The organism is Roseimicrobium gellanilyticum (assembly GCF_003315205.1).
GTDB classification, from domain to species: Bacteria; Verrucomicrobiota; Verrucomicrobiia; order Verrucomicrobiales; family Verrucomicrobiaceae; genus Roseimicrobium; species Roseimicrobium gellanilyticum.
Genome location: NZ_QNRR01000006.1, coordinates 1 through 25,237, shown reverse-complemented (window position 1 = coordinate 25,237; position 25,237 = coordinate 1). Strand labels below are relative to the sequence as shown.

General features: G+C 59.5%; 24 protein-coding genes and 1 tRNA gene. 15 read left to right on the top strand and 10 right to left on the bottom strand.

Features of this window, described 5'->3' with window-relative positions; all coding sequences use genetic code 11:
• Positions 1-140 precede the first annotated feature (140 nt).
• The gene (locus DES53_RS16830) at positions 141-1,919 is read right to left on the bottom strand and encodes a phosphoenolpyruvate carboxykinase (GTP) (protein WP_113959462.1); all 1,779 of its coding nucleotides are present in this window, start codon (positions 1,917-1,919) and stop codon (positions 141-143) included.
• A 95-nt stretch (positions 1,920-2,014) separates the two neighbouring features.
• Complete coding sequence (locus DES53_RS16825) at positions 2,015-3,277, bottom strand: Glu/Leu/Phe/Val family dehydrogenase (RefSeq protein WP_113959804.1); 1,263 nt, start codon at positions 3,275-3,277, stop codon at positions 2,015-2,017.
• A gap of 491 nt (positions 3,278-3,768) precedes the next feature.
• On the opposite strand from DES53_RS16825, the gene DES53_RS16820 reads away from it, so the two are divergent.
• Both DES53_RS16820 and DES53_RS16815 read left to right on the top strand, forming a co-directional pair.
• Entirely contained in the window at positions 3,769-4,434 is a 666-nt protein-coding gene (locus DES53_RS16820; RefSeq protein WP_170157180.1) for a helix-turn-helix transcriptional regulator, read from the top strand.
• A 78-nt stretch (positions 4,435-4,512) separates the two neighbouring features.
• Positions 4,513-5,736, top strand: coding sequence for an MFS transporter (locus tag DES53_RS16815; protein ID WP_113959460.1), 1,224 nt, complete (start codon positions 4,513-4,515; stop codon positions 5,734-5,736).
• Between the two features lie 139 nt (positions 5,737-5,875).
• Here DES53_RS16815 and DES53_RS33535 read toward each other — a convergent pair whose 3' ends face one another.
• Positions 5,876-6,025 carry a hypothetical protein gene (locus DES53_RS33535; protein WP_211325584.1) on the bottom strand — a complete coding sequence of 50 codons (150 nt, stop codon included), beginning with the start codon at positions 6,023-6,025 and terminating at the stop codon, positions 5,876-5,878.
• Positions 6,026-6,223: 198 nt separating this feature from the next.
• Between DES53_RS33535 and DES53_RS16810 the strand changes: the two genes are divergently transcribed.
• On the top strand, positions 6,224-6,640 hold the full coding sequence (locus DES53_RS16810; protein ID WP_147263449.1) for a hypothetical protein: 417 nt from the start codon (positions 6,224-6,226) through the stop codon (positions 6,638-6,640).
• A gap of 14 nt (positions 6,641-6,654) precedes the next feature.
• On the opposite strand, the gene DES53_RS33875 is transcribed toward DES53_RS16810, so the two are convergent.
• Positions 6,655-6,786, bottom strand: coding sequence for a hypothetical protein (locus tag DES53_RS33875; protein WP_281270171.1), 132 nt, complete (start codon positions 6,784-6,786; stop codon positions 6,655-6,657).
• Between the two features lie 80 nt (positions 6,787-6,866).
• Between DES53_RS33875 and DES53_RS16805 the strand changes: the two genes are divergently transcribed.
• The 7 genes from DES53_RS16805 (at position 6,867) to DES53_RS16775 (ending at position 14,968) form a co-directional block, all read left to right on the top strand.
• A complete protein-coding gene (locus DES53_RS16805) occupies positions 6,867-7,718 on the top strand; it encodes an SGNH/GDSL hydrolase family protein (RefSeq protein WP_211325583.1) in 852 nt (283 codons plus the stop codon).
• A gap of 53 nt (positions 7,719-7,771) precedes the next feature.
• Positions 7,772-9,409 (top strand): sensor histidine kinase, encoded by a 1,638-nt coding sequence (locus DES53_RS16800; protein WP_113959458.1) that lies wholly within the window; start codon positions 7,772-7,774, stop codon positions 9,407-9,409.
• Positions 9,410-9,426: 17 nt separating this feature from the next.
• Positions 9,427-10,077, top strand: a complete 651-nt coding sequence (locus DES53_RS16795) for a response regulator (protein WP_113959802.1) — start codon at positions 9,427-9,429, stop codon at positions 10,075-10,077.
• A gap of 303 nt (positions 10,078-10,380) precedes the next feature.
• The gene (locus tag DES53_RS16790; protein ID WP_113959457.1) at positions 10,381-11,058 is read left to right on the top strand and encodes a hydrolase; all 678 of its coding nucleotides are present in this window, start codon (positions 10,381-10,383) and stop codon (positions 11,056-11,058) included.
• A 41-nt stretch (positions 11,059-11,099) separates the two neighbouring features.
• Positions 11,100-11,636, top strand: coding sequence for an antibiotic biosynthesis monooxygenase (locus tag DES53_RS16785; RefSeq protein WP_113959456.1), 537 nt, complete (start codon positions 11,100-11,102; stop codon positions 11,634-11,636).
• 58 nt (positions 11,637-11,694) lie between these two features.
• Complete coding sequence (locus tag DES53_RS16780; RefSeq protein ID WP_113959455.1) at positions 11,695-13,554, top strand: amidohydrolase; 1,860 nt, start codon at positions 11,695-11,697, stop codon at positions 13,552-13,554.
• Between the two features lie 76 nt (positions 13,555-13,630).
• Entirely contained in the window at positions 13,631-14,968 is a 1,338-nt protein-coding gene (locus tag DES53_RS16775; protein ID WP_113959454.1) for an alginate export family protein, read from the top strand.
• A 120-nt stretch (positions 14,969-15,088) separates the two neighbouring features.
• Here the strand turns inward: DES53_RS16775 and DES53_RS16770 are convergent, their stop codons facing one another.
• A complete protein-coding gene (locus DES53_RS16770) occupies positions 15,089-16,060 on the bottom strand; it encodes a hypothetical protein (RefSeq protein WP_245958192.1) in 972 nt (323 codons plus the stop codon).
• A 212-nt stretch (positions 16,061-16,272) separates the two neighbouring features.
• Between DES53_RS16770 and DES53_RS16765 the strand changes: the two genes are divergently transcribed.
• Positions 16,273-17,940: an esterase/lipase family protein gene (locus DES53_RS16765; RefSeq protein ID WP_113959453.1), complete on the top strand. Its 1,668-nt coding sequence runs from the start codon at positions 16,273-16,275 to the stop codon at positions 17,938-17,940.
• Between the two features lie 12 nt (positions 17,941-17,952).
• On the opposite strand, the gene DES53_RS16760 is transcribed toward DES53_RS16765, so the two are convergent.
• Positions 17,953-19,104, bottom strand: a complete 1,152-nt coding sequence (locus DES53_RS16760) for an alpha-hydroxy acid oxidase (protein WP_113959452.1) — start codon at positions 19,102-19,104, stop codon at positions 17,953-17,955.
• 176 nt (positions 19,105-19,280) lie between these two features.
• Between DES53_RS16760 and DES53_RS16755 the strand changes: the two genes are divergently transcribed.
• Positions 19,281-19,517, top strand: a complete 237-nt coding sequence (locus DES53_RS16755; RefSeq protein WP_113959451.1) for a hypothetical protein — start codon at positions 19,281-19,283, stop codon at positions 19,515-19,517.
• Positions 19,518-19,556: 39 nt separating this feature from the next.
• Here DES53_RS16755 and DES53_RS33530 read toward each other — a convergent pair whose 3' ends face one another.
• Both DES53_RS33530 and DES53_RS16745 read right to left on the bottom strand, forming a co-directional pair.
• On the bottom strand, positions 19,557-19,748 hold the full coding sequence (locus tag DES53_RS33530) for a hypothetical protein (RefSeq protein ID WP_211325582.1): 192 nt from the start codon (positions 19,746-19,748) through the stop codon (positions 19,557-19,559).
• Between the two features lie 375 nt (positions 19,749-20,123).
• The gene (locus DES53_RS16745; protein ID WP_113959449.1) at positions 20,124-21,230 is read right to left on the bottom strand and encodes a hypothetical protein; all 1,107 of its coding nucleotides are present in this window, start codon (positions 21,228-21,230) and stop codon (positions 20,124-20,126) included.
• Positions 21,231-21,448: 218 nt separating this feature from the next.
• Between DES53_RS16745 and DES53_RS16740 the strand changes: the two genes are divergently transcribed.
• Entirely contained in the window at positions 21,449-22,003 is a 555-nt protein-coding gene (locus tag DES53_RS16740) for a DUF1453 domain-containing protein (protein ID WP_113959448.1), read from the top strand.
• 39 nt (positions 22,004-22,042) lie between these two features.
• Here the strand turns inward: DES53_RS16740 and DES53_RS16735 are convergent.
• Together DES53_RS16735 and DES53_RS16730 are read right to left on the bottom strand one after the other, a co-directional pair.
• Positions 22,043-22,124, bottom strand: a tRNA-Leu gene (locus DES53_RS16735).
• A gap of 78 nt (positions 22,125-22,202) precedes the next feature.
• On the bottom strand, positions 22,203-23,174 hold the full coding sequence (locus DES53_RS16730; RefSeq protein ID WP_113959447.1) for a CPBP family intramembrane glutamic endopeptidase: 972 nt from the start codon (positions 23,172-23,174) through the stop codon (positions 22,203-22,205).
• Between the two features lie 139 nt (positions 23,175-23,313).
• On the opposite strand from DES53_RS16730, the gene DES53_RS16725 reads away from it, so the two are divergent.
• Positions 23,314-24,387 carry a 3-deoxy-7-phosphoheptulonate synthase gene (locus DES53_RS16725; RefSeq protein WP_113959446.1) on the top strand — a complete coding sequence of 358 codons (1,074 nt, stop codon included), beginning with the start codon at positions 23,314-23,316 and terminating at the stop codon, positions 24,385-24,387.
• 30 nt (positions 24,388-24,417) lie between these two features.
• Positions 24,418-25,029, top strand: a complete 612-nt coding sequence (locus tag DES53_RS16720) for a YdeI/OmpD-associated family protein (protein WP_113959445.1) — start codon at positions 24,418-24,420, stop codon at positions 25,027-25,029.
• Positions 25,030-25,237 lie beyond the last annotated feature (208 nt).

Below are 25,237 nucleotides of genomic sequence, written 5' to 3'. Positions count from 1 at the left end.
GACTGAAAGCGACGAAACCGGGAGGCGGGAGTGCCCCCGATCCTTGGGAGACGCGAGCGTCTCCGGATTCGTCAAAAATTTCTGGGCAATCTTCCCGGCGGCTCCCAGCGATGTATCGGATTGCGCTGGTTCAAAGCTCTTTAGAACCTCCCTGCCAGCAGCTCGCGCTGGTAGATGAGTTCCTTGGGCAGGTGATCGTAGAGGTCGAGGTAGAGCTCTTCGCTGGAGAGCAGCTCGGCGCGCAGCTCCTTGTGATCCACACGCATGAGGTGCTCAAAGGTCTCGCGGGAGATGTGTTCGAGGCCTTTCAGATTCAGTTCTGAGTACCGGGGCATCCAGCCGAGTTGCGTCTCATGACCAGCACCACGGCCGCGGCAGCGGTTCACGATCCACTCCAGCACGCGCATGTTTTCGCCAAAGCCGGGCCAGAGGAAATTGCCGTCCTTGTCCTTGCGGAACCAGTTCACGTGAAACACGCGTGGCAGCTCAGGAATGTTCTTCCGCATGTAGAGCCAGTGCTTGAAGTAGTCGCCCATGTTGTACCCACAGAAGGGGAGCATGGCCATGGGATCGCGACGCACCTTGCCAATCGTGCCTGCGGCGGCGGCAGTCATTTCGCTCCCCATGTTCGCGCCGATGAAGACGCCGTGCACCCAGTTGAAGGACTGGAATACGAGGGGCATGGTGGTGGCACGGCGGCCACCAAAGATGAGTGCGTGAATGGGCACGCCTTCCGGCTTCTCCCAATCGGGGTCGATGGTGGGGCACTGGCTGGCCGGAGCGGTGAAGCGTGAATTTGGGTGCGCTGCCTTGCGACCGCAATCCGGCGTCCATTCCTGGCCGGTCCAGTCGATGAGATGCGCCGGCGGATCGCTGAGGCCCTCCCACCACACGTCGTTGTCATCAGTGAGGGCTACATTGGTGAAGATGGCGTTGGCCCGCATGGAGGACATCGCATTTGGATTGCTCTGCCAGGAGGTGCCGGGAGCCACGCCGAAGTAGCCGTACTCGGGATTGATGGCATGAAGGCGTCCCGTAGGACCGGGGCGCAGCCAGGCGATGTCATCACCCACGGTGGTCACCTTCCAGCCTTCGTAGCCTTTCGGGGGCACGAGCATGGCGAAGTTTGTCTTGCCGCAGGCGGAGGGAAAGGCGGCCGCGACATAGGTCTTCTGCCCATCGGGAGATTCCACGGCGCTGATGAGCATGTGCTCCGCCATCCAGCCTTCGTCACGGCCCATCACGCTGGCGATGCGCAGGGCGAGGCACTTCTTGCCCAGCAGCGCATTGCCGCCGTAGCCGCTCCCGTAGCTCATGATGCTGCGCTCTTCCGGGAAATGGACGATGTACTTCTCCGGGTTGCACGGCCACGGGACATCCTTCTCGCCCTGAGCGAGGGGCTTGCCCACGCTGTGCAGGCATGGGACGAAGTCGCTATCCTCCCCCAGAGCCTCCAGCACGGCGGTACCCATGCGCGTCATGATGCGCATGCTGACGGCCGCGTAGGCGGAGTCCGTGAGTTGCACGCCGATGACGCTGAACTTTGACCCGATGGGGCCCATGCAGAAGGGCACGACATACATGGTGCGGCCCTTCATGCTGCCGCGGAAGCGCTCCTTGAGAAGGGCTTTCATTCCAAGGGGGGCCATCCAGTTGTTCGTGGGGCCGGCATCCTTTTGTCGTTGGGAGCAGATGAATGTGCGGTCTTCCACGCGGGCCACGTCACTCTGGTCACTCCAGGCGAGGTAGCTGTTGGGCCGTTTCTCGGGATTGAGGCGTTTGAACGTGCCCGCCTGCACCAGTTCCTCACACAGCGTGTCCCATTCCTCCTGCGTGCCGGTGCACCAGTGGATGCGATCCGGCTGGGTGAGCGCGGCGGTTTCTTCAATCCATTGCTGCAGGCGTGAATGGGAGGTCATGCGGGATGAAAGGGAGGAAGTGAAAAAAAGGGGTGGAGAGTGGCTTTGGGAAGCACACCTTTGGCTATCACAGTGCGTGCCACGTGGCGCCGCGTTTATGGATAAAGTCCGCGCAATTCTTTGGTCTCTGCCACGCGCTGCACGCCAAGGGCCATGGCGGCCACTCGCTGGGGCAGGTTCTTTTGCTTCGCGAGGGTCTGGACTTCACGGAAGCTGGCGGCGAGCATGGACTCGAGCTTTTGCAGGACCTCCTTCTCCGTCCAGGACATGTGCTGCAGCGCCTGCACCCACTCGAAGTAGGAGACAATCACGCCGCCGCTGTTGCACATGATGTCCGGGATCACGAAGATGTCATCGCGTGCCTCAAGGATGGCGTCTGCCTCGGTGGTGGTGGGGCCGTTGGCACCCTCCGCCAGAACCTTGCAGCGGAGCTTGCTGGCGTTTTCTTCCGTGATCACGCGCTCCAGGGCAGCGGGAATGAGGATGTCGCACTCCAAGGTCAGCAGCTCCTCGGCAGGGATCGCCTCCCCTCCGGGAAAGCCTGCCACGCCGCGGTGCTCGATCGCGTACGGCATGAGCTGGCGGGTATCGAGTCCCCTGGCGTTGTACACCGCACCGGTGGCGTCACCCACAGCGATGATTTTCGCCCCGTTCATGGAGAGATTCCGGGCGGCGTAGCTGCCTACATTGCCAAAGCCCTGCAACACCACGGTGGCATCTTTCACCTGCATGCCGAGCTTTTCGATGGCCAGCATGGCGAGGAAGGCCACGCCGTGGCCGGTGGCCTCACGCCGCGCCTTGGACCCATAGAGTCCCAGGGGCTTGCCAGTCACAATTCCTGGCTCGAGTGAGCCCACATGCACGGAGTAGGTGTCCACCATCCAGGCCATCACCTGCTCATTGGTGCCCACGTCGGGCGCCATCACGTCGATTTGAGGGCCGATGAAGGGGATCATCTCCTGGGTGAAGCGGCGGGTGAGTCGCTCCAGCTCCGGCGGACTCATGGCCTGCGGATTGCACGCAATGCCTCCCTTCCCGCCGCCGAAGGGCAATCCCGCGAGGGCGCATTTCCACGTCATCCACGAAGCCAGCGCGGCTACCTCTCCGATGTCGACCGAGGGGTGGTACCTCAGACCACCCTTCACCGGGCCACGGGAAAGGTGGTGCTGTACCCGGTGGGCGAAGAACATCTGGAGAGAGCCATCGTCCATGCGAACGGGCACGGACACGGAGATGAGCCGCTTGGGCCATTTGCAGCGTTCCCGGGTGTCCGGCTTGAGGTTCAGGAATTCGGCGGCGCGGTCGTACTGCGCGGCGGCCTGTTTGAAGACCGGACTGGCCAGGAGCATTTCTTGCATGGCGCGAATGGGGCTGACTTTGGGCGGATTATCCATGCCACTCACCTTCGGGCAAGCGAACGTTGGCAAATCGCACGCCCGGAGTCGTCCCGGCCTGAAATCATGCAAAAAAGCGGGCGTCCCGGTTTCCCAGGACGCCCACCGAAACAATTCCCTCCCCAATACCAAAAAGTCGGGAATTAATTTCTATGCGCATATTATGTCTTCCATCTCACCAGTGATGGAGCCGCATCAGCGGTTACCCTCTGATACGGCAGGAGGTAAGACGATGGAGTTAGAACTTTCTTATATAAGCAACTTTGCTTAGGACGTGAATCGTTCCGGCTTGCCTTTGCCTAGTCCGCGCCGCATCATGGCCCAGCACGTGCTTTTTCGTGCAAATTATGGTCAGTCTCCCCGCAGATACTTGGAAGCGAGTGACAGAAGCCTCACGTTTGATGCACGCGCACGGACAGGGAGAGCTGTCCGGCAGACTTTTTGAGGCGGCAGGCATGCTTTTTGAGGACATCTGCTGCGCCTTCGAAATTTATGGGCGGGATGGATCCCATTTGATCTGGGAGAACATCCCGTTTCCCGAGGCCAAGCGTGTCGCCATCCAGCAGCGTGTGGGGGAGCTGGTGCCGTTTGAGCATCCGGCGTTTCCATACCTGATAGAAGGGAGTCGCGACTGCATGCGCATCAGCGACCTGATCAGCCAGCAGGATCTGCGCAAGACGCATCTGTACAATGAGGTCTTCTGCGAGGCGGAGGTGAAGCACCAAATCGTGATTCCCATCCACGCGAGCAACGGCATTGGTGGAATGACACTGAACCGGGGCGGGCGCGACTATTCGGATGAGGATTTGTTCGTGGCATCGCTGCTGGCGCCGCATGTCGTCACCGCCTACGAGTCGCACTTGTTGCTCAGCGAAGTGGCGCCCAAGAAGGCGAAGAAAGCGACGCTCGACTACGCCAAGCTGCGCGATCTGGGCCTGACGCGCCGTGAGAGCGAAGTCATGTCGTGGATGGTGGAAGGCAAGCGCGACAGCGAGATCGGCACCATTCTCAACATCAGCGTGCGCACGGCGAACGTGCATGTCCGCAACATCCTCACGAAGCTGGGCGTGGAGACACGGACCACGGCAGTGACGCGGGTGATCAATGAGGGACTGCTCTGACCTGCAACCTCAGCAGGGTGCAGGGAACACGTGAGCTTGCACATGGCGGCGTAGCGTGGATGGGTATCCTCCCCTCACGTGTCCTCACCTCGCCGCACCCAGTTCCTTCTCATCTTCGCAACCATCCTGCTGAGCACCATCGGCTTTGGTGTGTGCATTCCGGTGCTGCCGCTGTATGCCCAGGAGTTTCAGGCGAGCAATCTCGAGAATGGGCTGCTCACGGGCATCTTCTCACTGATGGTGGTGATTGGTTCGCCGCTGTGGGGGCGATTGTCTGATCGCATTGGAAGAAGGCCGGTGCTGCTCATCAGCATCCTGGGCTCGGCGGTTGGTTATTTCATCATGGGACAGGGGCATTCGCTGGCCATGCTCTTTGTGGGGCGGATCATCGACGGCGCCTCGGGGGGGAATGTCTCCTGTGCCCAGGCATATATCGCGGACATCACCAGGCCCGAGGAACGTTCGCGAGCCATGGGGATGATTGGCGCAGCCTTTGGTCTCGGGTTTGTGATTGGGCCGGCGCTGGGTGGTTATCTGGCGGCCATTGATTCCAGTGCCCCATTCTATGCGGTGGGGGTGCTTTGCCTGCTCAATGCCTTGTTCGTTTACACGTCCCTGCCGGAAAGTCTGGGGCCGGAGAAGCGTGGCCTGCATCGTGAGAAGCAACCCCTCTCCACGGTGCTGGCGCATGCGGATGCTCCACTCTATCTCACCACGGCCTCGTGCTACCTCGTGAATCTCATTGCATTTGCGATCATGACACAGGTCTTTTCGCTCTTCGCCAACCACCGCTTTGGCATGAATGAGCGGGACGTGGGCCATGTGATGGCGGTGATCGGCCTGGTGGGAGTGCTCATGCAGGGCGTGGTCGTGAGACGATTGCTCCCTCTACTGGGCGAAGTGACGATGGCACGCACGGGCTTTGCGTGCCTGTTAATTGCCTTCGCGTTGTTCCCTCTGGTGGGAAATGACTGGAGGCTCTATGCGCTCAGCTGCGTTGTGGCGATGGGCAATGCGCTCGTGCAACCCACGCTCAATGGCATTGCCTCGCAGAGTGTCTCCGCGGGCTGGCAGGGAAGCGCGATGGGTTTCATGCAATCTGCGGGCAGCATGGGACGCTTTCTCGGCGCCACTATCGGTGGCTGGTTGCTGACCTTTGATGAAGGTATGCCGCACTATGGTCGCACGCCTTTTTGGGTGGCTGCAGCGCTTATGGTGCTTACGCTGGCGATTGGGTTAAGACTGCGTCAGCCGGTATCGAGGGAAGTGCCGGTGACAACAGCCGCGCCGCCCATGGCGTGATCGGCACTGGATGCCGCACCGAAACAAAGAGCCCGACCGGCGGTGCGCTCATGATGCGCTGCCACGGGTCGGGCCTGTTCGGGGGAGAAATGTCCTATCGAAGGGGGAAGCGTGGCACGTTGTGCGCCATTGTTGATTGTTAATTTTTGCCGATCATTTCCAGCACCCGGGAGACCTTCACTCCGAGGCGGATGGCAATGATGTCAGGCGACTTCCCATTGGCATGAAGGCGACGCACTTCCTTGACCAACGGGGACACGGTGGCTGATGAGGGGCTTTTGGTTTTCATGTGTGGTCCTGTTCAACAGGGTACGTCTGTGCACTGGAGAACATCATGTAAATACAGACCGTTGGCGAAACGTAGCGTTCAGCCGAAACGTTGTGTTTACGTGGAAGGCAATGTTCCCTCCTAATGATTGTGATAAGAAATAACGATAAGGGTCTCCCAACGGGAGGGGAGGAGCCCATCTTTGACGATCGAGCTTGAATGAACAACGCGGATCGGGGATTGGTGTCTATGCAGACTTCGACAACGTCTGGAAGAACACTTCGCTTTTGTCTGATGCCGGTCGTGTTTGTGATCGTTTTTCTCACTGTGGCTGGGACGATCAAGGTGGTGGCCGGCATGAAGGGAGTTTCGGCTCAACAAATCTTAAAAACAGATACCCTTTGGCCTCTTTGGATCATGTTCCCGTCATTTGTAATGGGAGTCTTCCTCGGCTTGATTGGGATGAATCTGCTCGCACGGTTGACTCCCCTTGGTCGAGTATTTGATCGGGAGTGTGCGCAGACTGGTCGGCACGGCTTTGCGCAAGCCACCTTGCAACTCACGTGGGGCGCGCTGGGCGCATTGCTGCTGACTGCCTTAAGCTGCGCAATCTATCTATGTTTGGCGCCGCTCTGACCGTGCGATCGCTGCTACTCCCCCTTCCCCATGTCTGGATCCGCTTCGTTCTCCTCGGCAGGACGTTCGACATCTTTCTCCAGTTCCTCATCCTCGTCGGGGCGGCCGTCTGGTTCGATCTGGTGATGGTGGGCATGCATGCTCATGCTGCCTGAATCGCACGCCACGCCTGAAATGCCGGACGTGCCCGCTTGTATGCGAGCAGGAGCTGTGAATACTCCGGCTTATGATGTGCGCCCGATTCTTCCCTGTTTTTGCCTGTGCCCTGCTGAGTGCCTCTCCCGTCGTCACTTTCGCTGCGGATGCCGCGAGGCCTGCGGGCACAGAGCCCACCAATGCGAAGGAAGCTGCTGATAAGAAGGCAGAACAGGATGCCAAACGGGACGCAGACTACGCGGCGGTGGTGGCGAAGCTGCCGCCGGAGGAGCAGGCCTGGGAGAAGACGCTGCAGGAGAACCTGGGGAATTTCTACCTCCCGATTCACAAGACCGAACGCATCCAGAATCGACGCAACGCATGGGAGTTTGTGAAGGACGATCCGGCTCTGCCGCGTGTGCTGCTTATTGGGGATTCTGTATCACGTGGTTATACCATTGCGGCCCGCGATGCGCTGAAGGGCAAGGCAAACGTGCACCGTGCTCCGGAAAACTGCGGCCCCGCCGCGAATGGTTTGAAAAAACTCGATATCTGGCTGGGCAGCGGGAAGTGGGATGTGATTCACTTCAACTTTGGCATCCATGACCGTGCCACGCCGCCAGCGGACTATGAGAAGCGCCTGGAGGAAATCGTACTCCGTCTGAAGAAGACCGGGGCAAAGCTCATCTGGGCCAGCACGACTCCCATTCCTGTAGATGCGGCCAAGAAGCAGGACCCGGCTTCCATCGTGGAGCGCAACGCCATTGCTGTTCGGGTGATGGAAAAGCATGGGGTGGCGGTGGATGACCTGTTCGGTTATGTCACGCCGCATCTCGCCACTGCGCAGAATCCGAACGATGTGCATTTCAATGCCAAGGGGTACGAGATGCTCGGGAATCAGGTGGCAGCCTCCATCGTGCAGACGCTGCAGGCGAAGCCCTAGCTGGGGAATCCACTCGCAGAGGCCGCGGTCGTCCGCTAGACTACGGGTGCGCCATGATTCTGGATATTCTGACCTCCCCGCAAGAAGACCTGCGCGTGGTCATCGATACCATCCCGGCGCTGGTATGGAGTGCGTTGCCGGACGGGCACATCGACTACCTGAACCGGCAATGGCTGGAGTATACCGGCCTCTCGTTGAAAGAGGCGAGTGGCTGGGGCTGGCAGCAAGCCATCCATCCAGAGGATCTTGCGGGCCTCGTGGCCTACTGGCAGTCCATCCTCACCGCGGGGGTGGCGGGGGAGCATGAGGCGCGCTTGCGCAGGCACGATGGCGTTTACCGGTGGTTCCTCTTCCGCGGGGTGCCCCTGCACCATGCGTCAGGCGCGCTCATCAAGTGGTATGGAACCAACACGGATGTGGAGGAGCTGCGCTACTCCAAGCACCTGGCGCGAGGACAAACGGAGGCCCTGACCCAGACACTGGCCGCGCTGGCGCGGGAGTCGAATCCCGATTGCCTACTGGAACATGTGCTGCGCACGATTGGAGAGCGCCTGGGTGCACACAGCATTGGCGTGTGGGAAATGAATCCGGCCACCGGCAGGGTGGAACTGGTGGGCAATTGCGAGGATGGCCGGCTGGAGATGAATCCCGCGCCGGAAGGGGCGAGCATCATGCAACCGCCTGCGGGAAGCGAATCGCATCCGGTTTGGACGGAGTTCTTCTCTCATGGCTGGCATTGTGTGGCTGGCAAGTTCGAGAATGGCGGAGCCCAAGTCCGCACGCTCGATGGCACCAACACACCCTGGTATGACTGGCGCTCGCAGGTGGTGGCAGACCAGAAGGTGCCGCTGCTCATGGAGCGATTGAAGAGCAAGGGCGTCAAGTCCACGCTCTCTGTTCCCATGTTCGTGGCAGGAGCCGTGAAGGGATTCCTAAGCATCCGCTTCAGCAAGGAGCCCGACTTTCATTGCGATGAAATCGAGCTGGCAACAGCGTTGGCGAACCAGGCGATGCTGGCCATGCAGATCATGAGGCTGAGTCAGGAGAGTCGCAGGCTCGCCGTGGTAGCGGAACGAAACCGCATGGCGCGTGAGCTGCATGACACGCTTTCCCAAGGCATCACCGGGGTGCTGGTGCAATTGGAGGCCGCGGAAGATGCCTCCGCGCGTCAACTTCCTGAGGCGGTGCAGCAGCATCTCAAGAGGGCGCGGGAACTGGCGCGCGAAAGTTTGCGTGAGGCCAGGCGATCCGTCCACGGCATGCGGTCCCAGGCGCTGGAGCAGCAGTCTCTCTGCGATGCACTGGTACGCCTCTTCAAGAGCATGACGGAAGGCTCGCCACTCCACGCGAGATTCGAACTGCGCGGCACGCCCTGGGAGATGCGTCCGCGCTGGGAGGACAACCTGCTGCGCATGGTGCAGGAGGTGCTGACCAATACGCTGCGCCATGCTCAGGCCACGAATTTTCACGCGAGACTCAGCTACACACCGGAGCGTCTGCGTTTGCAACTGCATGACAACGGCCGGGGCTTCAACACGGCCGAAGGCCACGATGGTTTTGGCCTCATAGGCATTCGTGAACGGGTGGAGACCATGGGAGGCAGAATTCATATCCGCAGCAAGGCGCGTCGTGGCACGTCCATCGGTATCTGTATTCCCATGGAGAAGTCAGAAAGCGAAATGCAATCGTAGTGAAGGGTGACACTGCCATGCATGCATCCAAACCCTCAGCTTCCAGGCGCGAAAAACTTCGCGTGCTCGTGGTGGATGATCATGTGACGGTGCTGGAAGGACTCACGGCCATCCTTGGCAGGCAGGAGGACATGAGCGTGGTGGCGGAGGCGTCCACGGGGCATCATGCGGTGGACCTGTGGAAGATTCACCGCCCGGACGTGGTCTTGGTGGACATCCGCATGCCACAGATGGATGGGGTGGAGGTCATTGAGGCCATCCGCAGGCTGGACGGCAATGCGCGCATCGTCGTGCTGACCACGGTGGATACAGACAATGAAGTCTACCGCGCGGTACGTGCCGGTGCGAAAGCGTATTTGCTCAAGGACTGTCCACGTGAGGAACTGGTGGACACCATCCGCCGTGTGCATCGGGGCGAGACGTGTCTCGCGCCCTCGGTAGTGGCGAAGCTGGCGGCAGGCGTGAGCAGTGATCCGCTGACTCCACGTGAGCTGGAGGTGCTGCAACTCCTGGCGCAGGGTTACAGCAACAAGGAGATTGCCACCAAACTCTTCATCAGTGAGCCCACGGTGAAGACACACCTGCGCAGTGTGTTCTCCAAGCTGGATGTGCTGAGCCGCACGGAGGCTATTGCCACGGCCAGTCAGCGGGGATTGGTGAAGTTGTAGTGGTGGTCCGCACACTCCGTTGTGCGGTCAGGAGGGTGTTGCCCGCTGAAGGGTGAGGGTTCCTGGCAGAACAAGGGCCGTGCAGGCGTGACCGCACACAGAGTGGACGGACCACCATCGACTCATCCAAAAGGATGAGAGCCTCCTCATCCCTTTGGGCAAAGGGAATACCATTCCCACGCAGCGTGGCGGTGGCTCTAGAAACGTGACACCCTTGAGCACGATGCTGGACGAAGTTTCCGGGATCTCACTCACTGAGTCATTCATTCACCCACCCATCTCTTCACCCCCGAAGTCATTGCCATGAGTCCCTACCACAAACTTTATACCCCTGAAGACAGTGCGGTTGTGTTCATCGATCACCAGCCGCAGATGACCTTCGGTGTCGCGAACATTGATCGCGCCACACTCATCAACAACGTCACGCTGCTGGCGAAGGTGGCCAAGGAGTTCAATGTGCCCGCCGTGCTCACTGCGGTGGAGACGGAATCCTTCAGTGGCTATGTCTGGCCACAGCTACTGGACGTCTTCCCTGGTCAAGCCGTGGTGGAACGCACTTCGATGAACTCGTGGGATGATGAGGGTTTCCGCAAAGCCATCGAGGCGACCGGGCGGAAGAACATCCTCATGACCGGTCTGTGGACGGAGGTGTGTGTGACCTGGCCCACGATTGAGATGCTGGGCGCTGGCTACAACATCTACGTGGTGGAGGACTGCTGCGGCGCCACTTCGCAGGCGGCGCATGACGCGGCGCTTTCCCGCATGGTGCAGGCCGGAGCGGTGCGAGTGACCACCATTCCTGCCCTGCTGGAGTGGCAGCGTGACTGGGCGAAGCGCGAGCACTACAACAATCTCATGGGCCTCATCAAAGGCCAGGGCGGCGCGTATGGTGTGGGCGTGGAGTATGCCTACACCATGGTGCACAAGGCCCCGCAGTCAGCGATCAAACCCCAGGTGGTGCCGAAGAAGGCAGGCCACTAAACCACCACCTTCATCCCCCAAGACCAGGAAGCCGTACGAGCATGGACGAAGTTGTACATGTCGCCATCACGCGACGAGTCCGGAAGGAGCACGTCAGTGCGTTTGAAAAGGCGCTGGCGGAATTCGCCCGCGACTCGCTCGAGGCTCCGGGGACCAGAGGGGTGCAATTCCTCTATCCGGCGCCGGGTTCCGGGTCACTGGAGTACGGCATCCTGCGCACCTTCTCGAATCGCGAGGCGCGCGAAGCCTTCTATCAATCACCCCTCTACCAGAAATGGCAGGACCAGGTGCGTCACATGGTGGAAGGCGAACCGACCTGCCGTGACCTGCATGGACTCGAGGCTTGGTTTCGCGACCCGGGGAGCGGTCAGCATCCACCTCGGTGGAAAATGGCCCTGCTTACCTGGAGCGCCGTGTGGCCGGTGAGCATGATCATTCCAGCCCTTTTCCTCCCGTTCATCGGCTCCCTGCCGCATCTCCTGCGCGCGGGGGTCATCTCCGCGGGCATCACCGCCACGCTCACGTGGGTCGCCATGCCCCAGCTCGTGAAGCTCGCACGCCGCTGGCTTCACCCCTGAAGGGGCGGTGCAAGCCGGGCCAGTTCATAGAATACAGTGTACCTTGATACATCATCACATGAGTGCTTCCATCATTCCGGATCTGATTCTCACCAATGGACGTATCACCACGCTGGATGCGGCCAAGCCCGAGGCGCGTGAGGTGGTCATCAAGGACGGTCGCGTCATCGGGCTCGACAATGCCGGCGACTTCGCGACCAATCATCAGACGAAAGTCATCGATCTGAAGGGCAGGCGAGTCATCCCTGGCTTGAATGACTCCCACCTGCATGTCATTCGAGGTGGGTTGAACTACAACATGGAGTTGCGCTGGGACGGCGTGCCCTCGCTGGCGGATGGATTGCGCATGCTGAAGGCCCAGGCTCAGCGCACACCACCGGGGCAGTGGGTGCGCGTTGTGGGAGGGTGGAGTGAGTTTCAGTTTGCCGAGCGGCGCATGCCGACCCTGGACGAGATCAACGAAGCCGCACCGGACACTCCCGTTTTTATTCTGCATCTCTACTGCCGCGCCCTGCTGAACAAGGCGGCACTGAAAGCGTGTGGATACACGCGCGATACGCCGAATCCGCCTGGAGGTGAGATCCAGCGCGACTCGGCCGGCAATCCTACGGGCCTGCTCATCGCGCGGCCCAATGCGACCATCCTGTATTCCACTCTTGCGAAGGGTCCGAAACTCCCGCCGGAGCATCAGGTCAACTCCACGCGTCACTTCATGCGCGAGCTCAACCGGCTCGGGCTCACCAGCATCATCGATGCAGGCGGGGGCTATCAGAATTATCCGGAAGACTACGGGGTCATCGACGAACTGCACAAACGCGGTGAGTTGACCTTGCGGATCGCCTACAACCTCTTCACGCAAAAGCCCAAGGAAGAGAAGGCGGACTTTGCCCGGTGGATCAAGATGACCGGTCCCGGAGTGGGGGATGACTATTTCCGCTGCAATGGTGCGGGTGAAATGCTGGTGTTCTCTGCGGCGGATTTTGAGGACTTTCTGGAGCCGAGGCCCGACCTGGCGCCCACACTGGAGAGCGAGCTCAAAGAGGTGGTCTCACTACTGGCGGCAAACAAGTGGCCCTTCCGCCTGCATGCAACTTATGACGAGAGCATCACGCGTTTCCTGAATGTCTTTGAGGAGGTGAACCGCGAAACGCCTTTCGATGGCGTGCATTGGTTCTTCGACCATTGTGAAACGATCTCGGACAGAAACCTGGAACGCGTGAAGGCACTGAGTGGAGGGGTGGCCGTCCAGCATCGTATGGCGTTTCAGGGTGAGTATTTCATCGAGCGCTATGGGAAGCAGGCAGCAGAGCGCACGCCTCCCGTGAGGCGGATGCTGGAAATGGGTCTGCCCGTGGGTGCGGGCACGGATGCCACCCGCGTGGCCAGCTACAATCCGTGGGTCTCTCTCTACTGGCTTACTACGGGCAAGACGGTGGGGGGTGTCTCCATGTACCCGGAAAAGAACTGTCTCTCACGTGAGGAAGCTTTGCGGCTGTACACGCAGGGCAGCAGTTGGTTCTCCACGGAGAACGGCAAGAAAGGCAGTCTCGCCGTGGGACAGCTCGCGGATCTCGCGGTGCTGACGGACGACTACTTCAGTGTGCCTGAGGAAGTCATCAAGGGGATCGAGTCCGTGATGACTGTGCTCGGTGGCAAAGTGGTGCATGCCAATGGCGACTTCTCCGGTCATGCGCCGACGGCGCTGCCCGTGCTGCCAGAGTGGTCACCGATTTCGGTATTCGGTGGATATGGTGCACCACTCGATTTGAAGAAGGCGGTGCGTGCGGGTGTGCCGTTGCCGGAGGGACATGTGGCGAAGACGAGTCTGCGTGGCGTACGGAGGGTGGAGACACATCAGAATGCGTCGAGCACGTTTGGATCCTTCTGGGGCTCGGGATGCGATTGTTTTGCATTCTAGTGACAAGGCTCGTGAACTGGAAGCGAATGCACTCTCTGAAGGAGGTTGAGGCAGAAGCCCTAACCTCCTTGTTTCCATGAATGGAGCGCTGTCATATGCGGGTCTGATCCTGCTGGTGATGGCGTTTGGGCTGACTCGCGCTTCCGCACAAATGCGTGATGATCGCGCAGACATCCCGAGTGGTGGCTCAATGCCGTTGTTGAACGACTGGAAGTTCAGTGTGGAAGGTCATGCGCGCACGATGCAGGAAACCTACCGGGGCGTGGACTTTGGCTTGGGTGACATCGACAACGATGCGTGGGTGCATCAGCGTGTCCAAGTGATGTTGCGTGCGGAATATGAGTCCACTTTTGCACTCGTCACGGAGCTCACCTGGGGGCGCATGTGGGGGAAGCGCAATCCACTGGCACCGCCGGATGAAGACAAGCCGGACTTTCTGCAGCTCTTCGCGGAATGGAAGGACACCTTGGCGGATGCAGGTGACGACACGCTGCTGATTCGTGGTGGAAGGCAGACATTGTACTATGGTTCCGGGCGTCTGCTATCCATCCGTGAGGGAGCGAATCAGCGGCTCGCTCATGATGCGTTGCTGGTTTCACTGAGTGGTAGTCCGGGCATCCGGGTGGATGCTTTCATCGCGTCTCCGGTGCAGATCGAGGACGGTGCGTTCGACAACCGTTCGCATCCCGATGAGGTGCTTTTCTGGAGTGTGTATGCCGTCCTGCCATCTCCCCTGGGAAAGGAGCATTATGTGGATCTCTACTACATAGGCTTGCGTGATGAGGACTCCATCTTTGCGGAGATGGGAGGAGGTGAGTTGCGTCACACCATTGGCACTCGCTGGTGGAGTGAGGTGGAACCGCTGGTCTATAACACGGAATTCATCCTCCAGTTCGGCGAGACAGGAGATCGCGACATCCTCGCAGGCGCCGCGAGCTTGGGTGTGGGTTATGTATTTCGCGACGTGCCCTGGCGGCCCACCTTGATGTTGCGCGGGGACCTCATTTCCGGCGGCGATGCCTCCGGGGACTTGCACACGTTTCATCCGCTCTTCCAGGCGAACAACTACTTCAATGAAGGCGGCTTCGTCTCGCCATCGAACCTTTGGAACATCAACCCACTGGTGAAGCTCAAACCACATCCGAAGGTGGAAGTGACGATGGGGGTGAACTTCCTCTGGCGGTTCAGTGCGGAGGACGACGTGTACGGGCCGCCATTGCAACGTCTGGCAGGTCCCGCACCTGGAGGTGAACGCTATCTTGGCACGGCATACAATGCGGCCATATCGTGGCAGGCCACTTCATCGACGGAACTATCCGTGGGCTTCACGCATCATGAGGCGGGTTCTTCTCTTACGAGTGTGGGAGGTGGTGATGAGGACTACTTCCAGGCGAGTGTAAAGGTGGAGTTTTGAGAAGGAGCTGAATGGCTGATGCGGCTCTGGGTGCCGTGGGTCTGTTCCGCGTGTGAGCAAAAAAATGGCGGGTTGGAACACCCGCCACACGCTGCACGGTTTGAAGGCCCAGGCTTCGGCTTACTTGCCCGCCTTCGCCGCGCCGCCATTTTGGAACCAGAGATCGCGCTGACGGCGGAGCTCCTGAATGCGATCGATTTCAGATTGGCTCACAGGCCGTGCGTCGTTGGCAGCTGCGACACCGGCTGTTGGAAGTTTGCCGAGTTCCTTTCTCTGGTAGGCCATCGAGAAGGGATTGTTCGTGCCCCAAGTTTTCCACGGACCATCAGGCACGTCATCTTCCTCGACGAACTTCCAGTCGACACTCTGTCCACTCCTGAAGTCCAGGTAGTCGCGCACTGCGGGGGAGATATCGAGGCCTGCGCCGTTGTTCTTGGGGTTCTTTGGACGGGCATTGCCAAAGACATAGTCCGCATCATCGGTGACGAAGGGGCCGCAATCCCCCCACTGGGCATAACACACACGGCTCCCAAAGCGGATGGCGATCCAGCGATCTTCCAGCACGGACCTGCCTTCGCGTTTGAAGGTTCCCTTGAACCAGGGAATGACTTTTTTCGCTTCTTCCTTGTGCGTGTCGTGATCGATCACGTCGTTGTAGGGCAGCGCGAAATAGAACGGGTTCTGCATGGGGGTGAACTTCGCAGGCTTGAAGTTCGTGACGGACTTGTCTTCATCAGGACAGTCATAACCGCCGAAGGTCTTCATCCACTTCGGATCCCAGGAACTCGCCGTATTCGGCACCGGATTTTTCTCCGTGGCGAGTTCACCCACCCAAAAGATGGTGGTCACGATGCCGGTCTTCCACGGATATTGCGGACAGGAACCGGGCTTTTGATTGACGCCATACACATCCGGCTTGGACAAGCCGGTGCCGGGCGTGGTCAGTGAGGATATGCCTCCGGGTGTATTGAAGTTTCCGTTGCGATTGGAGATGCTCACACCCGCAGGGGTGAGTTGAGCGGCAAGGGAACCTGCGAGGAGGAGTGGGGCGGCGAGAAGCGCGGTGCGTGACAGCAGGGATTTCATCATCATTCGTCGGGCGGCAGAATGGAGGAATTTTTTGGCAGCCGGGGTTAGGCATCGATTTTCACGGGATGTTCAAATTTTTGATCCACGTCACCTTCAGGCCGTCCAATTCATGCAAGTTGCACCTTGGTTGTATGGATTTTCGCTGGTCACATGCGAAGAGGGACATGTAGCATGGCAAATCGCATGCTGTTTTCAGTGTCTGGAGTCCTCCCACCATGAAGCCCCATTTCTCCTTCTGGCCTGCCATCGCCCTCCTCGCGTGCCTTTCCCTCAGCAGCTGTGCGAGGTACGCCACCATTGCGGAGCGGCGTCCGCAGTTCCGGCCCATACGCACGGCGGTGGGCGCGCTGGTTTCTGTGGAGAGGGACCTGATCGATGTGACCGCGCGCAGCCATCGCCAGCCCATGGAGACGTTGGGGAGATGCCTCGCGGCTGCGCAGACTGCACAGGCCGAGCTGGAACGCGACCCCAAGAATGATGAGGCTCGCAACGCCTATAACTATGCCTTGTCCCGAGTCTTCATGATCATTCGGGATGCGAAGCTGGATCCATGGACAAAGCCGCTCGCGGTGCCCACCGAGAAGGGCACGTTCGAACTCACGCATCGCCGTGTCGCGAACAAGAAGTGGGACCCGGCGTTGTATGATTTCACGCCTTCCGATCAGTTCGATGTGGGTGGCGTGTTTGTGAAGGAACACATCACCAAGGATGGCCTGGGCGCGCCACTTGTGGCCATTGGAAAGAAAGAGAACGAAGACGAACGTGAGAACTTCTATCTGCCACGCACCTACTACGGCGTGACGGCGGTGGTGCGTTTCCAGGGCTCACGCGCGGAAGTGGCATTCTCTGATCCATTGGCCACGGAGACTGTGGAGGTGGGCAGGCATACGTATCCTCTTGCGGCAGACTTCTCCACTCCGGTGGCAGTCTTGCTCGCCAGCACCAAGCCGGAGAAGATGGGGCTCGCCCGCCTCATCAATCCCGAAAAGTATGCGCACACGGCGCGCATTGCGCGTCTGCAGCCCTATGATCCGAACAAGACGGTGGTGCTTGTGATTCACGGATTGAACTCCGCACCGCCGACCTACACTCCGATGATCAATGCGCTGCGCGGTGATGAGAACATCCGCAAGAACTACCAGTTCTGGTTCTACAGCTATCCCAGCGGCTATCCGTATCCTCACTCCGCGGCCATTCTGAGAAAGGAGCTGGATGCCATTGAGAAACGGTATCCGCTAAAGAAGAAGATGGTCGTGATCGGCCACAGCATGGGGGGATGCATCAGCCGCCTGCTCATCACGGATGTGGGCGACAAGCTCTGGCTTCAGATGTTTGGCAAGCCGCCGGAGCAAGTGGAGATCTCACCCGATACGAAGAAACTCTTCACGGATGCACTCATCTTTGAGCATCGTCCGGAAGTGGGGCGTGTGATCTTCATCTGCGCGCCGCTGAAGGGCGCGGACATGGCCAGCGGTACGGTGGGGCGCATCGGAGCCAGCTTGGTCAAGGCTCCTCGCACGCTTTTGAAGGCTGGCAAGGAAGCTGTGAAGCTGGTGGTACTCCCAGGAGACGCCATGCAACTGAAGCGCATTCCCAACAGCGTGGACACACTTGCGCCAACCAACGGATTCGTGATGGCCATCAACAAATTTCCCCTCACGCCGGGCATTCCGTACAACACCATCATGGGTGACCGTGGCAAAGGCGGGAACAAGGACAAGACCAAGCCAGCACAGTCCGATGGCATTGTGCCCTACTGGAGCAGCCATATGGACGGTGCCGAGAGCGAACTGGTTGTGCCCACACACCATGGCGCGCACCAGAATCCCGCCGCCATCAAGGAAGTGCGCCGTATTCTGCTGGAGCATGCAGGGGTGCAGTAAGGAATGCGCCCCTCACTGCACGAGGTGCTTTGGGAAATCCGTCACTCGCTCGCAGGCGATCTGTTCCATCACCTGCTGAAGCTGGCGCTTCAACATGGTGATGGTGTGCGCACCACCGTATTTTCCAAGTGCACCTACGCCGTACATGAAGGTGCGGCCCATGAAGGCAAACTTCGCGCCGCAGGCGAGTGCACAGGCTACATCCGGGCCGGAGCGGAGGCCGCTATCAATCATCAGTGTGGTGCGATGGCCAAACTTCTCTGCGAGTTCTTGCAGCGGCTTGATGGTGGACTGCCCGGCATCGAGCTGGCGGCCACCGTGATTGGAAACGATGAGGCCATCCACACCAAGGCTCAACGCCTTCTCAGCATCTTCCTCGTTCACGATGCCCTTCACCACGAGCTTGCCCTTCCATTTCTCGCGGATGGCTGCGATGCGTGAGGGACTGAGTCTGCCGGAGAAGGTCTTGTTCATGAAGAGGCCCAGGTGCTTCATGTTCGTGCCCTTGGGGATGTACCGTTCCAGAGTCCTGAATTTGGGTGCACCTGCGCGGAGCTGGCTGAAGGACCACGTGGGATGAAACATCATCTGCAGGATGTTCCGAAAGGTCATCTTCGGCGGGATGGAGAGGCCGTTGCGAATCTCCTTGGGTCGATAGGCGAAGGTGGGGGTATCCGCCAGGATGACGAGCACGGGAAAGCCTGCCTTCTCGGCACGTTCCAGCAGTTTGTCACGCAGGTCGTCCTCCGTGGGGTGGTAGAGTTGGTACCAAGCCTGTCCCTTGGTGAGTTTCCCCACGGTCTCAATGCTGGCGGTGGCCACTGTGCTGAGGATGAAAGGCACATTCGCCCGGTAGGCCGCGCTGGAGAGAATCTCCGTGGCTTCCGGCCAGATGAGACCCTGCAGCCCAATGGGCGCGATGCCGAAGGGTGCGTCGTAGGTCTTGCCAAAAAGTTCGGTCTTCAGGTCGCTGCCGGCGTAGTCACGCAGGTAGTACGGTCGTAGCTGCACCTCGCGGATCTCGTCAGTATTTCGCCGCAGGTTAATCTCAGAGAAGCAGCCGCCTTCCAGATACTCCAGAACGAATCGAGGCAGCCGCTGGCGGGTACGGTTGCGCAGATGCTCGACGGAGGGATAGAGGAAGCTGAAGTAATTGGGGTCCATGAAAAAGGGGCGGCAAGGGGCGAGAGAATAAGGTCTCTGTTAGGCAATCCTTTCGCGTCCGCCACTGCGGAGTTGGCGCGCGGGATGTCGAGATTGCGGATTTTTGGGCCAAGCCGGAACGGTGAGGCGCTTATTTCCCGCTCGACTCCCGGGGTATTGGGAGTAGGATTTTCTCCATGCGCGTTCTTTTTCTCCTCACAGAATCCGGCGGAGAGGCCAGTACCGTGGCGGACATGGAGCTCCCGATGGTGCCCCGCACGGGAGACATGGTCCAGGTGCGACTGCCTGATGGCCACTCGCTGCAGCTCACGGTGAACAATGTCCTCTGGGACCTGCGGACCGAAGAGGCTCCCGTGATCTACGTGTGGGGGCTGGAGGACAGGCCGGAGAACGGTGCCACCGGAGAGTCTTGAGGAAGCAAACTCGCTCAGGACTCCGTGCTGCATTCGTGGCTATTGCGGAGGTGCCCCAAGAGCTGGTCGCAGCAGGCTGCTGGAAGTGATCTTGTGTCGAGGGCTTCCCGCGGCCGCATCGCGACAGGCGGCAATGGCGTGTTCGATTCGGGACCAGAGTGCAAAGGCATTCACGGAAGCGGACGTGTCGGCAGTTACGAAGTCCTGCACGGTGCGTTCCAATTCCTTCATGGGAGCCTGCAGCCATGCCAGGCCTTCGCTGGCAGATTGCAAACTGCGAAGCAATGCCGTGGCGAACGATTGCCCAAATCCAGGACGGCATCCTCTCAAGAAGCGTTCCAAAGCATGCAAGTCTTCAAGCAACTGGTGAGACAATGTCCTGTTCATGGAGAAGCGTGGTATCGTGGCACATCGTATCTCGTCGTGCCTTTGCGTGACCCAACGTGATTGGATTGGGAACTGTATCCGTCCCGATGTCTTGATCGTGGCAACACCTGACCATGATCCTTCTGGCAGGATGCACGAACAGGCACGCGCCGTTGGTTCAGCCATCAGTGAAGGCCCTCCGCCTTCCAGGCGCACTCACACCTCGTCATCCCCCTGCCTTCACCACTTTCCGGTGCGAGCCCATTTGCGGTAGTGTATGAAGCTCTCTTTGGAGGGCCAGACGGAGCTCTTTTCCAGATAGCGGTCGCCGAGTTCCTCGAAGTATGCTTTCGCAGATTTATTGTCGAAGGCACAGGTGGCCAGGAGCGCAGCGTAGCTAAGGATTTCCAGAGATTCAGGGTATTTTTTGCGCAGGATGTCGAGACCTTCCTTGGTTTTTGGCCAAGAGGCTTTGGATTCCCTGAAGACATTTTCGTGGAAGTCCACCATGCGCATCATAATGCGGGCGTAAACCTCCATGCCGGGGCCGTCCGGGCGTTCAGCGGCGGTGACGGCAAAGGCTTCCCAGTCCCCTTTGTTCCCATACCAACGGGGGAGCAGGGAGTAGGCTCGGGCAGTGTCATAGCCCCAAAAGGTGGGCTCTGAAGCATGGGCTTCCTCCAGAAGTTTGTCATAGTCAGGTTTATCGAGGCCCTTGCCCAAAGCGACGTAGAGGGCAACGAGATGGAGCATGGGGTCTTTCTCTGGCAGTTTGAGGGCGTCGTTGAGGACTTTGCCTGCTTTGGTGAGACGTTCATGCATCAGCCTCCCGCCCTCACTGGTAACTGTGTCGGCATAGCCAGTGCCTCTGGCGTGCCAGGCGTAGTTGGTAAGGAAATCGGCATAGGCGATGCGGGCAGTCACGGAATTTGGAAAGGCCTTCAGCCAGGCATTGTGCGTGTCCTCCGCGACGTTCCAGATGCCTAGCGCATCCTCACTTTTGCGCTCGAAGGCCTGATAGAATTGGACGATCTTCCACGACCCATTTCCAAAGACTTCCTTGCTGGCACGGGCGGCAGATGCCTCCTTCTCCAGTGCCTCGAACTTCTGAGCGTAGAAGAGCTCAGCCATCTGCTTGCGATAGGCTTCGATTTTGTCCGCTACCGGATCGGTGACGGACTGCAGACGAATGGCTTCAAGTGCCTCTTCCTTATCGATGTTTTCCGCAATTTCTTTGGATCTTGAGCTGCTCTGGGGAGCGGCGCTGCTTTGTTCGGAATCGCAGGCCGTGAAACACAGGAGCGGGATGAGGGCGATTGAGAAGGGGCTCAGGTTCAATCGAAGCATGTTCGGGGATTTGGTTGAGCGCACCGTATAAGGTCACGAACGTCGACACAAGCCCCGGTGCGGCAAGGATTCTTCAAACTTCGACGCGTCGCTTTCGGTAAAGAATCGACCAATTTTAAAGGTGGCATTACTTGATTCTTACGAGACGTGATCCTGACAAGCTGCTTGGGGCCTCAAGCCCTTGACCCGTTTGGTGGGATCGGCGAGGAGAGCGGTGGATGCCGCTGCTCCTGCTCACCCTGGCATTGATTGCGCTTCTCGCCCTCGTCGCGCTTGCGTTGCCTCTTTCTATTATCAGTCGTTACCGCGCAGGCACCGCCCGCCGACGTGCCCGGCCGTGGGTGGCCTTGTTGAATGTCATCAGCATCGGTATCTCCACCTTGCTCTTTCTCGGGACTGCGGTGTTCAGCAGCCTTTGGGTTTCGGGTGCATTCAAGTACAGCGCCGTAGGGGTTGTGTGCGGCATGGTCCTTGGCCTCGTGGGACTTCGACTCACCCGGTGGGAAGCCACTTCACAGGCGCTCCACTTCATTCCCAACCGATGGCTGGTGCTTGCAATCACCGTGGGCGTCTTTCTGCGGCTCTCTTTCGGCTTGTGGCGTGTGTGGAAATCGTGGCATGCCTCCTCAGGTGACCATTCGTGGCTGGCTGAGTCCGGCCTGGCTGGCTCGATGGCTACTGGAGCGATCGTGCTTGGGTACTATCTCACCTTCTGGTTCGGCATCTGGGCACGCGCGCGAGCCGTGGTAGGCCCATCGAAACAACAGGGATGAACTCGGCTCAGGAATCTTCTTCATTCCAAACCAAACAAGTACCTGAGACAGGACTCGAACCTGCACTAGTTTCCCAACCAGATCCTAAGTCTGGCGCGTCTACCAATTCCGCCACTCAGGCATGAGTGAGTATGTGACGGGGAAAGTGGCGGTGGGGTGGCGAGGTGGCAACGAAATTCTGCGGGCTGTCCGCGGTTGTTCAGCGGGCTTGGGACGGTTTCCCGTCTTTGCGCCAGCGCACGATCAGCAGCACCACGGCACCGGTGAGCAGCACAGCGATGAGTGGGACGATGCCTACAATGGGGCTGACAATGGCGCGGCAGGTGTTCTGCGTCATCCAGGGCGTGAAATCCCCATCGCGCAGGGCTTTGGAGGTGAAGACCACCCCGCCAAAGTACTTCATGCCGGAGACCCATCCGGCATGCAAGCCGATGGAAAGCCACAGACCTCCCGTCGATTGCCGCGCGCGACCGAGCACCCAGCCCACGGCAGCGAGCAGGAGGAACTCGCCCACAAAATTCTCCCAGCGTCCGAATCCACGGAAGAGCTGGCTGATGACCCAGAAGCCGCTGGTCCACGTGACGGATGCATCAGGAATGGCGCCATCGAGGGGGGGCTTCAGAAAATGCACGAAGGCGAAGATGCCGGTGGTCCACCAGAGTCCGGCGCGTGTTCCCAGAGAGCGGCAGAGGATTCCGAGCACCGCCCCGCGAAACAGGAACTCTTCAATGATGCTCACCGTAAACCCTGACAGGAGAGGCTTGTGAAAATTGTACCACTTCGCGTTGGGATGGATGCGGCAGGCCTCAGCCCACCAGCAGAAGTATCCCATGATGGCGATGAAAGCCAGGGCCGTGAGGAATCCCAGGGCCGTCTCACCTGCACCACGGGACAGGCGTGTTTCGCCCACAACCTCATGCCACTTCATGCGCATCGCTTTCAGCAGCGGCCACAGGCCCAGTACGGCGGCGAGCAGCACCGCGCGGTTGAAGTAGCCGGGGAATTCCTTTCCCTCCAGTACCCCGGCCAAGGCGCTGTCCGGCGAGTTTTGAATGACGCTCTTCGCGGCGAAGAAAAGAGGCGGGGCCAGCAATGCTCCCAGCAGCAGCACTCCCAGGACATAGCCGAGGATGAGCAGCAGTGTGCTGGAGGACTTGGAAGCGGTGGGCATCTTTTGCGGTAGCGTCGCAGCAGGGGAAAGACAAGCGGGATACGCGGGGCGGGGAAAGGTTGGAAGAGTGGTCAGCGAGTGTTTCAACTTTTCATCATTCCGGGGTTCCAATATTCCATCATTCCGTCTTTATAGAGCCATGCCTCGCGTCACAGACCTTCACGTTGTCACCAATACCGCCCTGCCTGCACCCCAGGAGATGGTGCGGGAGATTCCGCGTACTGAGGTGCATGCGGAGTTTGTGGCGAAGGCGCGCGGTGAAATCGAGAACATCCTCAGTGGGAACGATGAGCGCCTCCTGGTCATCGTGGGACCGTGCTCGATCCATGACCTGAAGGCCGGGCGTGAGTATGCGGAGCGGCTGGCCACGCTGGCCCATGAGGTGAGGGAGCGTATGCTTCTGGTGATGCGTGTGTATTTCGAGAAGCCGCGCACCTCCCTTGGGTGGAAGGGGCTCATCATGGACCCGCATCTGGATGGTACGAATGACATTCCCGGTGGCCTGCGCATGGCCCGCACGTTCCTGCGGGATGTGCTGGACTGCGGTGTGGCCACCGCCACCGAGATGTTGGATCCCATCACACCACAATACATCGCGGACCTCACGTGCTGGAGCGCCATCGGTGCACGGACGGTGGAGTCCCAGACACACCGGCAGATGGCCAGCGGTCTTTCCATGCCTGTGGGGTTCAAGAACGCCACCTCCGGCGCCGTGCTTCCTGCCATCAATGCCATCAAGGCGGCGACCCAGCCGCAGACTTTTCTGGGCATCAGCGAGGACGGACGTGCGAGTGTGGTGAATACCACCGGAAATGCTGCAAGCCACCTCATCCTGCGTGGTGGTGAAGATGGGCCGAACTTTGACGCGGCCTCTGTCTCTTCCGCACTCGCTGATTTGGAAAAGCACAAGTTGCCTCCCGTAGTGATGATCGATGCCAGCCATGCGAACTGTGGCAAGGACTGCACGCGCATGCCGGATAGCTTCCGCCAGATTGTGCGTCAGCGCGTGACGGGCACACGCGGCATCATCGGCGCGATGCTGGAGAGCAATCTCGTCGCCGGCGCACAAACGCTCGGCACCTCACGCGAGGGCCTGGTCTATGGGCAATCCATCACGGACCAGTGCATGGATTGGGAGACGACGCAGGAGCTCCTTTGGGAGGCCGCGGGCTGCCTGCCCTGCTCCACCATCCGCCAGACGGTGTTTGCTTGAGTCGCGAGGCAGACGCGCTACCTCTGCGCCATGGACTGCCGCCCCTCACGCACCCAGGATCCGGATGAGTGGATAGCCACGTGCCCAACCTTCTCCAAGCCGCTGTGTGAGGAGGTGCGCGAGTGGATGTTTCGCTGGGAGCCTGACCTCACGGAATCCATCAACAGCAACATGCTCTGCTACTCGCTGAAGAAGCGTGTGGTCTCGCTGGGTGCCTTCAATGATCATGCCGAGATCTGCTTCTATCGCGGTGGAGAGCTGAACGATGCCGCGAAGCTTTTCAACCACGGCGAGGGCAACATGGGCATCCGCGGCATCAAGCTCAAGTCACTCGATGAATTGGACAAAGCGGCGCTGCGTGCCCTCGTGCATGCCGCCGTGGCGTTGGATGCGCAACCTGCACTGCCACCACCGCCCAAGGTGAAGCGCGAAGCCTGGCCCATGCCACCACTGCTGGCGGAGGGACTGAAGAAAAACAAAAAAGCCGCGGCCTTTTTCGCCAGTCTCAAGCCCACGTATCAGCGCGAGTACATGGTGTGGGTGGGCACTGCCAAGCGTGAAGAGACGCAACAAGCGCGGCTCAAGGAAACGCTGAAGGCATTGGCCGCCGGGAAGAAGTGGGCGCAGCGGAAGGAAGTGTAGGAAAGTAGATTCGGCTTTAGCCGAATGGAAACGTCCCCTGAGTTCGGCTTCAGCCCAATGCCATGAAGGGAAGTTGGCGAGGAATGGCGTAAAGGATGTTGCGTTTGAGATGGTTAAGTCTAGTTAGATAAATGGAGTCGCGGAAGTGGTTGTCTGTTTTTTTCTGAGTTGAGCGCGCAGCGTTTGCGCCGGGTGCGTGAGCGTTGTG

Bases quoted from the DNA above. Each gene is read 5' to 3' on its own strand.
- DES53_RS16830 (WP_113959462.1), bottom strand. From the start codon at position 1,919: ATGACCTCCCATTCACGCCTGCAGCAATGGATTGAAGAAACCGCCGCG.
- DES53_RS16825 (WP_113959804.1), bottom strand. From the start codon at position 3,277: ATGCAAGAAATGCTCCTGGCCAGTCCGGTCTTCAAACAGGCCGCCGCG.
- DES53_RS16820 (WP_170157180.1), top strand. From the start codon at position 3,769: ATGCTTTTTGAGGACATCTGCTGCGCCTTCGAAATTTATGGGCGGGAT.
- DES53_RS33535 (WP_211325584.1), bottom strand. From the start codon at position 6,025: ATGAAAACCAAAAGCCCCTCATCAGCCACCGTGTCCCCGTTGGTCAAG.
- DES53_RS16810 (WP_147263449.1), top strand. From the start codon at position 6,224: ATGAACAACGCGGATCGGGGATTGGTGTCTATGCAGACTTCGACAACG.
- DES53_RS33875 (WP_281270171.1), bottom strand. From the start codon at position 6,786: ATGAGCATGCATGCCCACCATCACCAGATCGAACCAGACGGCCGCCCC.
- DES53_RS16805 (WP_211325583.1), top strand. From the start codon at position 6,867: ATGATGTGCGCCCGATTCTTCCCTGTTTTTGCCTGTGCCCTGCTGAGT.
- DES53_RS16800 (WP_113959458.1), top strand. From the start codon at position 7,772: ATGATTCTGGATATTCTGACCTCCCCGCAAGAAGACCTGCGCGTGGTC.
- DES53_RS16795 (WP_113959802.1), top strand. From the start codon at position 9,427: ATGCATGCATCCAAACCCTCAGCTTCCAGGCGCGAAAAACTTCGCGTG.
- DES53_RS16790 (WP_113959457.1), top strand. From the start codon at position 10,381: ATGAGTCCCTACCACAAACTTTATACCCCTGAAGACAGTGCGGTTGTG.
- DES53_RS16785 (WP_113959456.1), top strand. From the start codon at position 11,100: ATGGACGAAGTTGTACATGTCGCCATCACGCGACGAGTCCGGAAGGAG.
- DES53_RS16780 (WP_113959455.1), top strand. From the start codon at position 11,695: ATGAGTGCTTCCATCATTCCGGATCTGATTCTCACCAATGGACGTATC.
- DES53_RS16775 (WP_113959454.1), top strand. From the start codon at position 13,631: ATGAATGGAGCGCTGTCATATGCGGGTCTGATCCTGCTGGTGATGGCG.
- DES53_RS16770 (WP_245958192.1), bottom strand. From the start codon at position 16,060: ATGATGATGAAATCCCTGCTGTCACGCACCGCGCTTCTCGCCGCCCCA.
- DES53_RS16765 (WP_113959453.1), top strand. From the start codon at position 16,273: ATGAAGCCCCATTTCTCCTTCTGGCCTGCCATCGCCCTCCTCGCGTGC.
- DES53_RS16760 (WP_113959452.1), bottom strand. From the start codon at position 19,104: ATGGACCCCAATTACTTCAGCTTCCTCTATCCCTCCGTCGAGCATCTG.
- DES53_RS16755 (WP_113959451.1), top strand. From the start codon at position 19,281: ATGCGCGTTCTTTTTCTCCTCACAGAATCCGGCGGAGAGGCCAGTACC.
- DES53_RS33530 (WP_211325582.1), bottom strand. From the start codon at position 19,748: ATGAAGGAATTGGAACGCACCGTGCAGGACTTCGTAACTGCCGACACG.
- DES53_RS16745 (WP_113959449.1), bottom strand. From the start codon at position 21,230: ATGCTTCGATTGAACCTGAGCCCCTTCTCAATCGCCCTCATCCCGCTC.
- DES53_RS16740 (WP_113959448.1), top strand. From the start codon at position 21,449: ATGCCGCTGCTCCTGCTCACCCTGGCATTGATTGCGCTTCTCGCCCTC.
- DES53_RS16730 (WP_113959447.1), bottom strand. From the start codon at position 23,174: ATGCCCACCGCTTCCAAGTCCTCCAGCACACTGCTGCTCATCCTCGGC.
- DES53_RS16725 (WP_113959446.1), top strand. From the start codon at position 23,314: ATGCCTCGCGTCACAGACCTTCACGTTGTCACCAATACCGCCCTGCCT.
- DES53_RS16720 (WP_113959445.1), top strand. From the start codon at position 24,418: ATGGACTGCCGCCCCTCACGCACCCAGGATCCGGATGAGTGGATAGCC.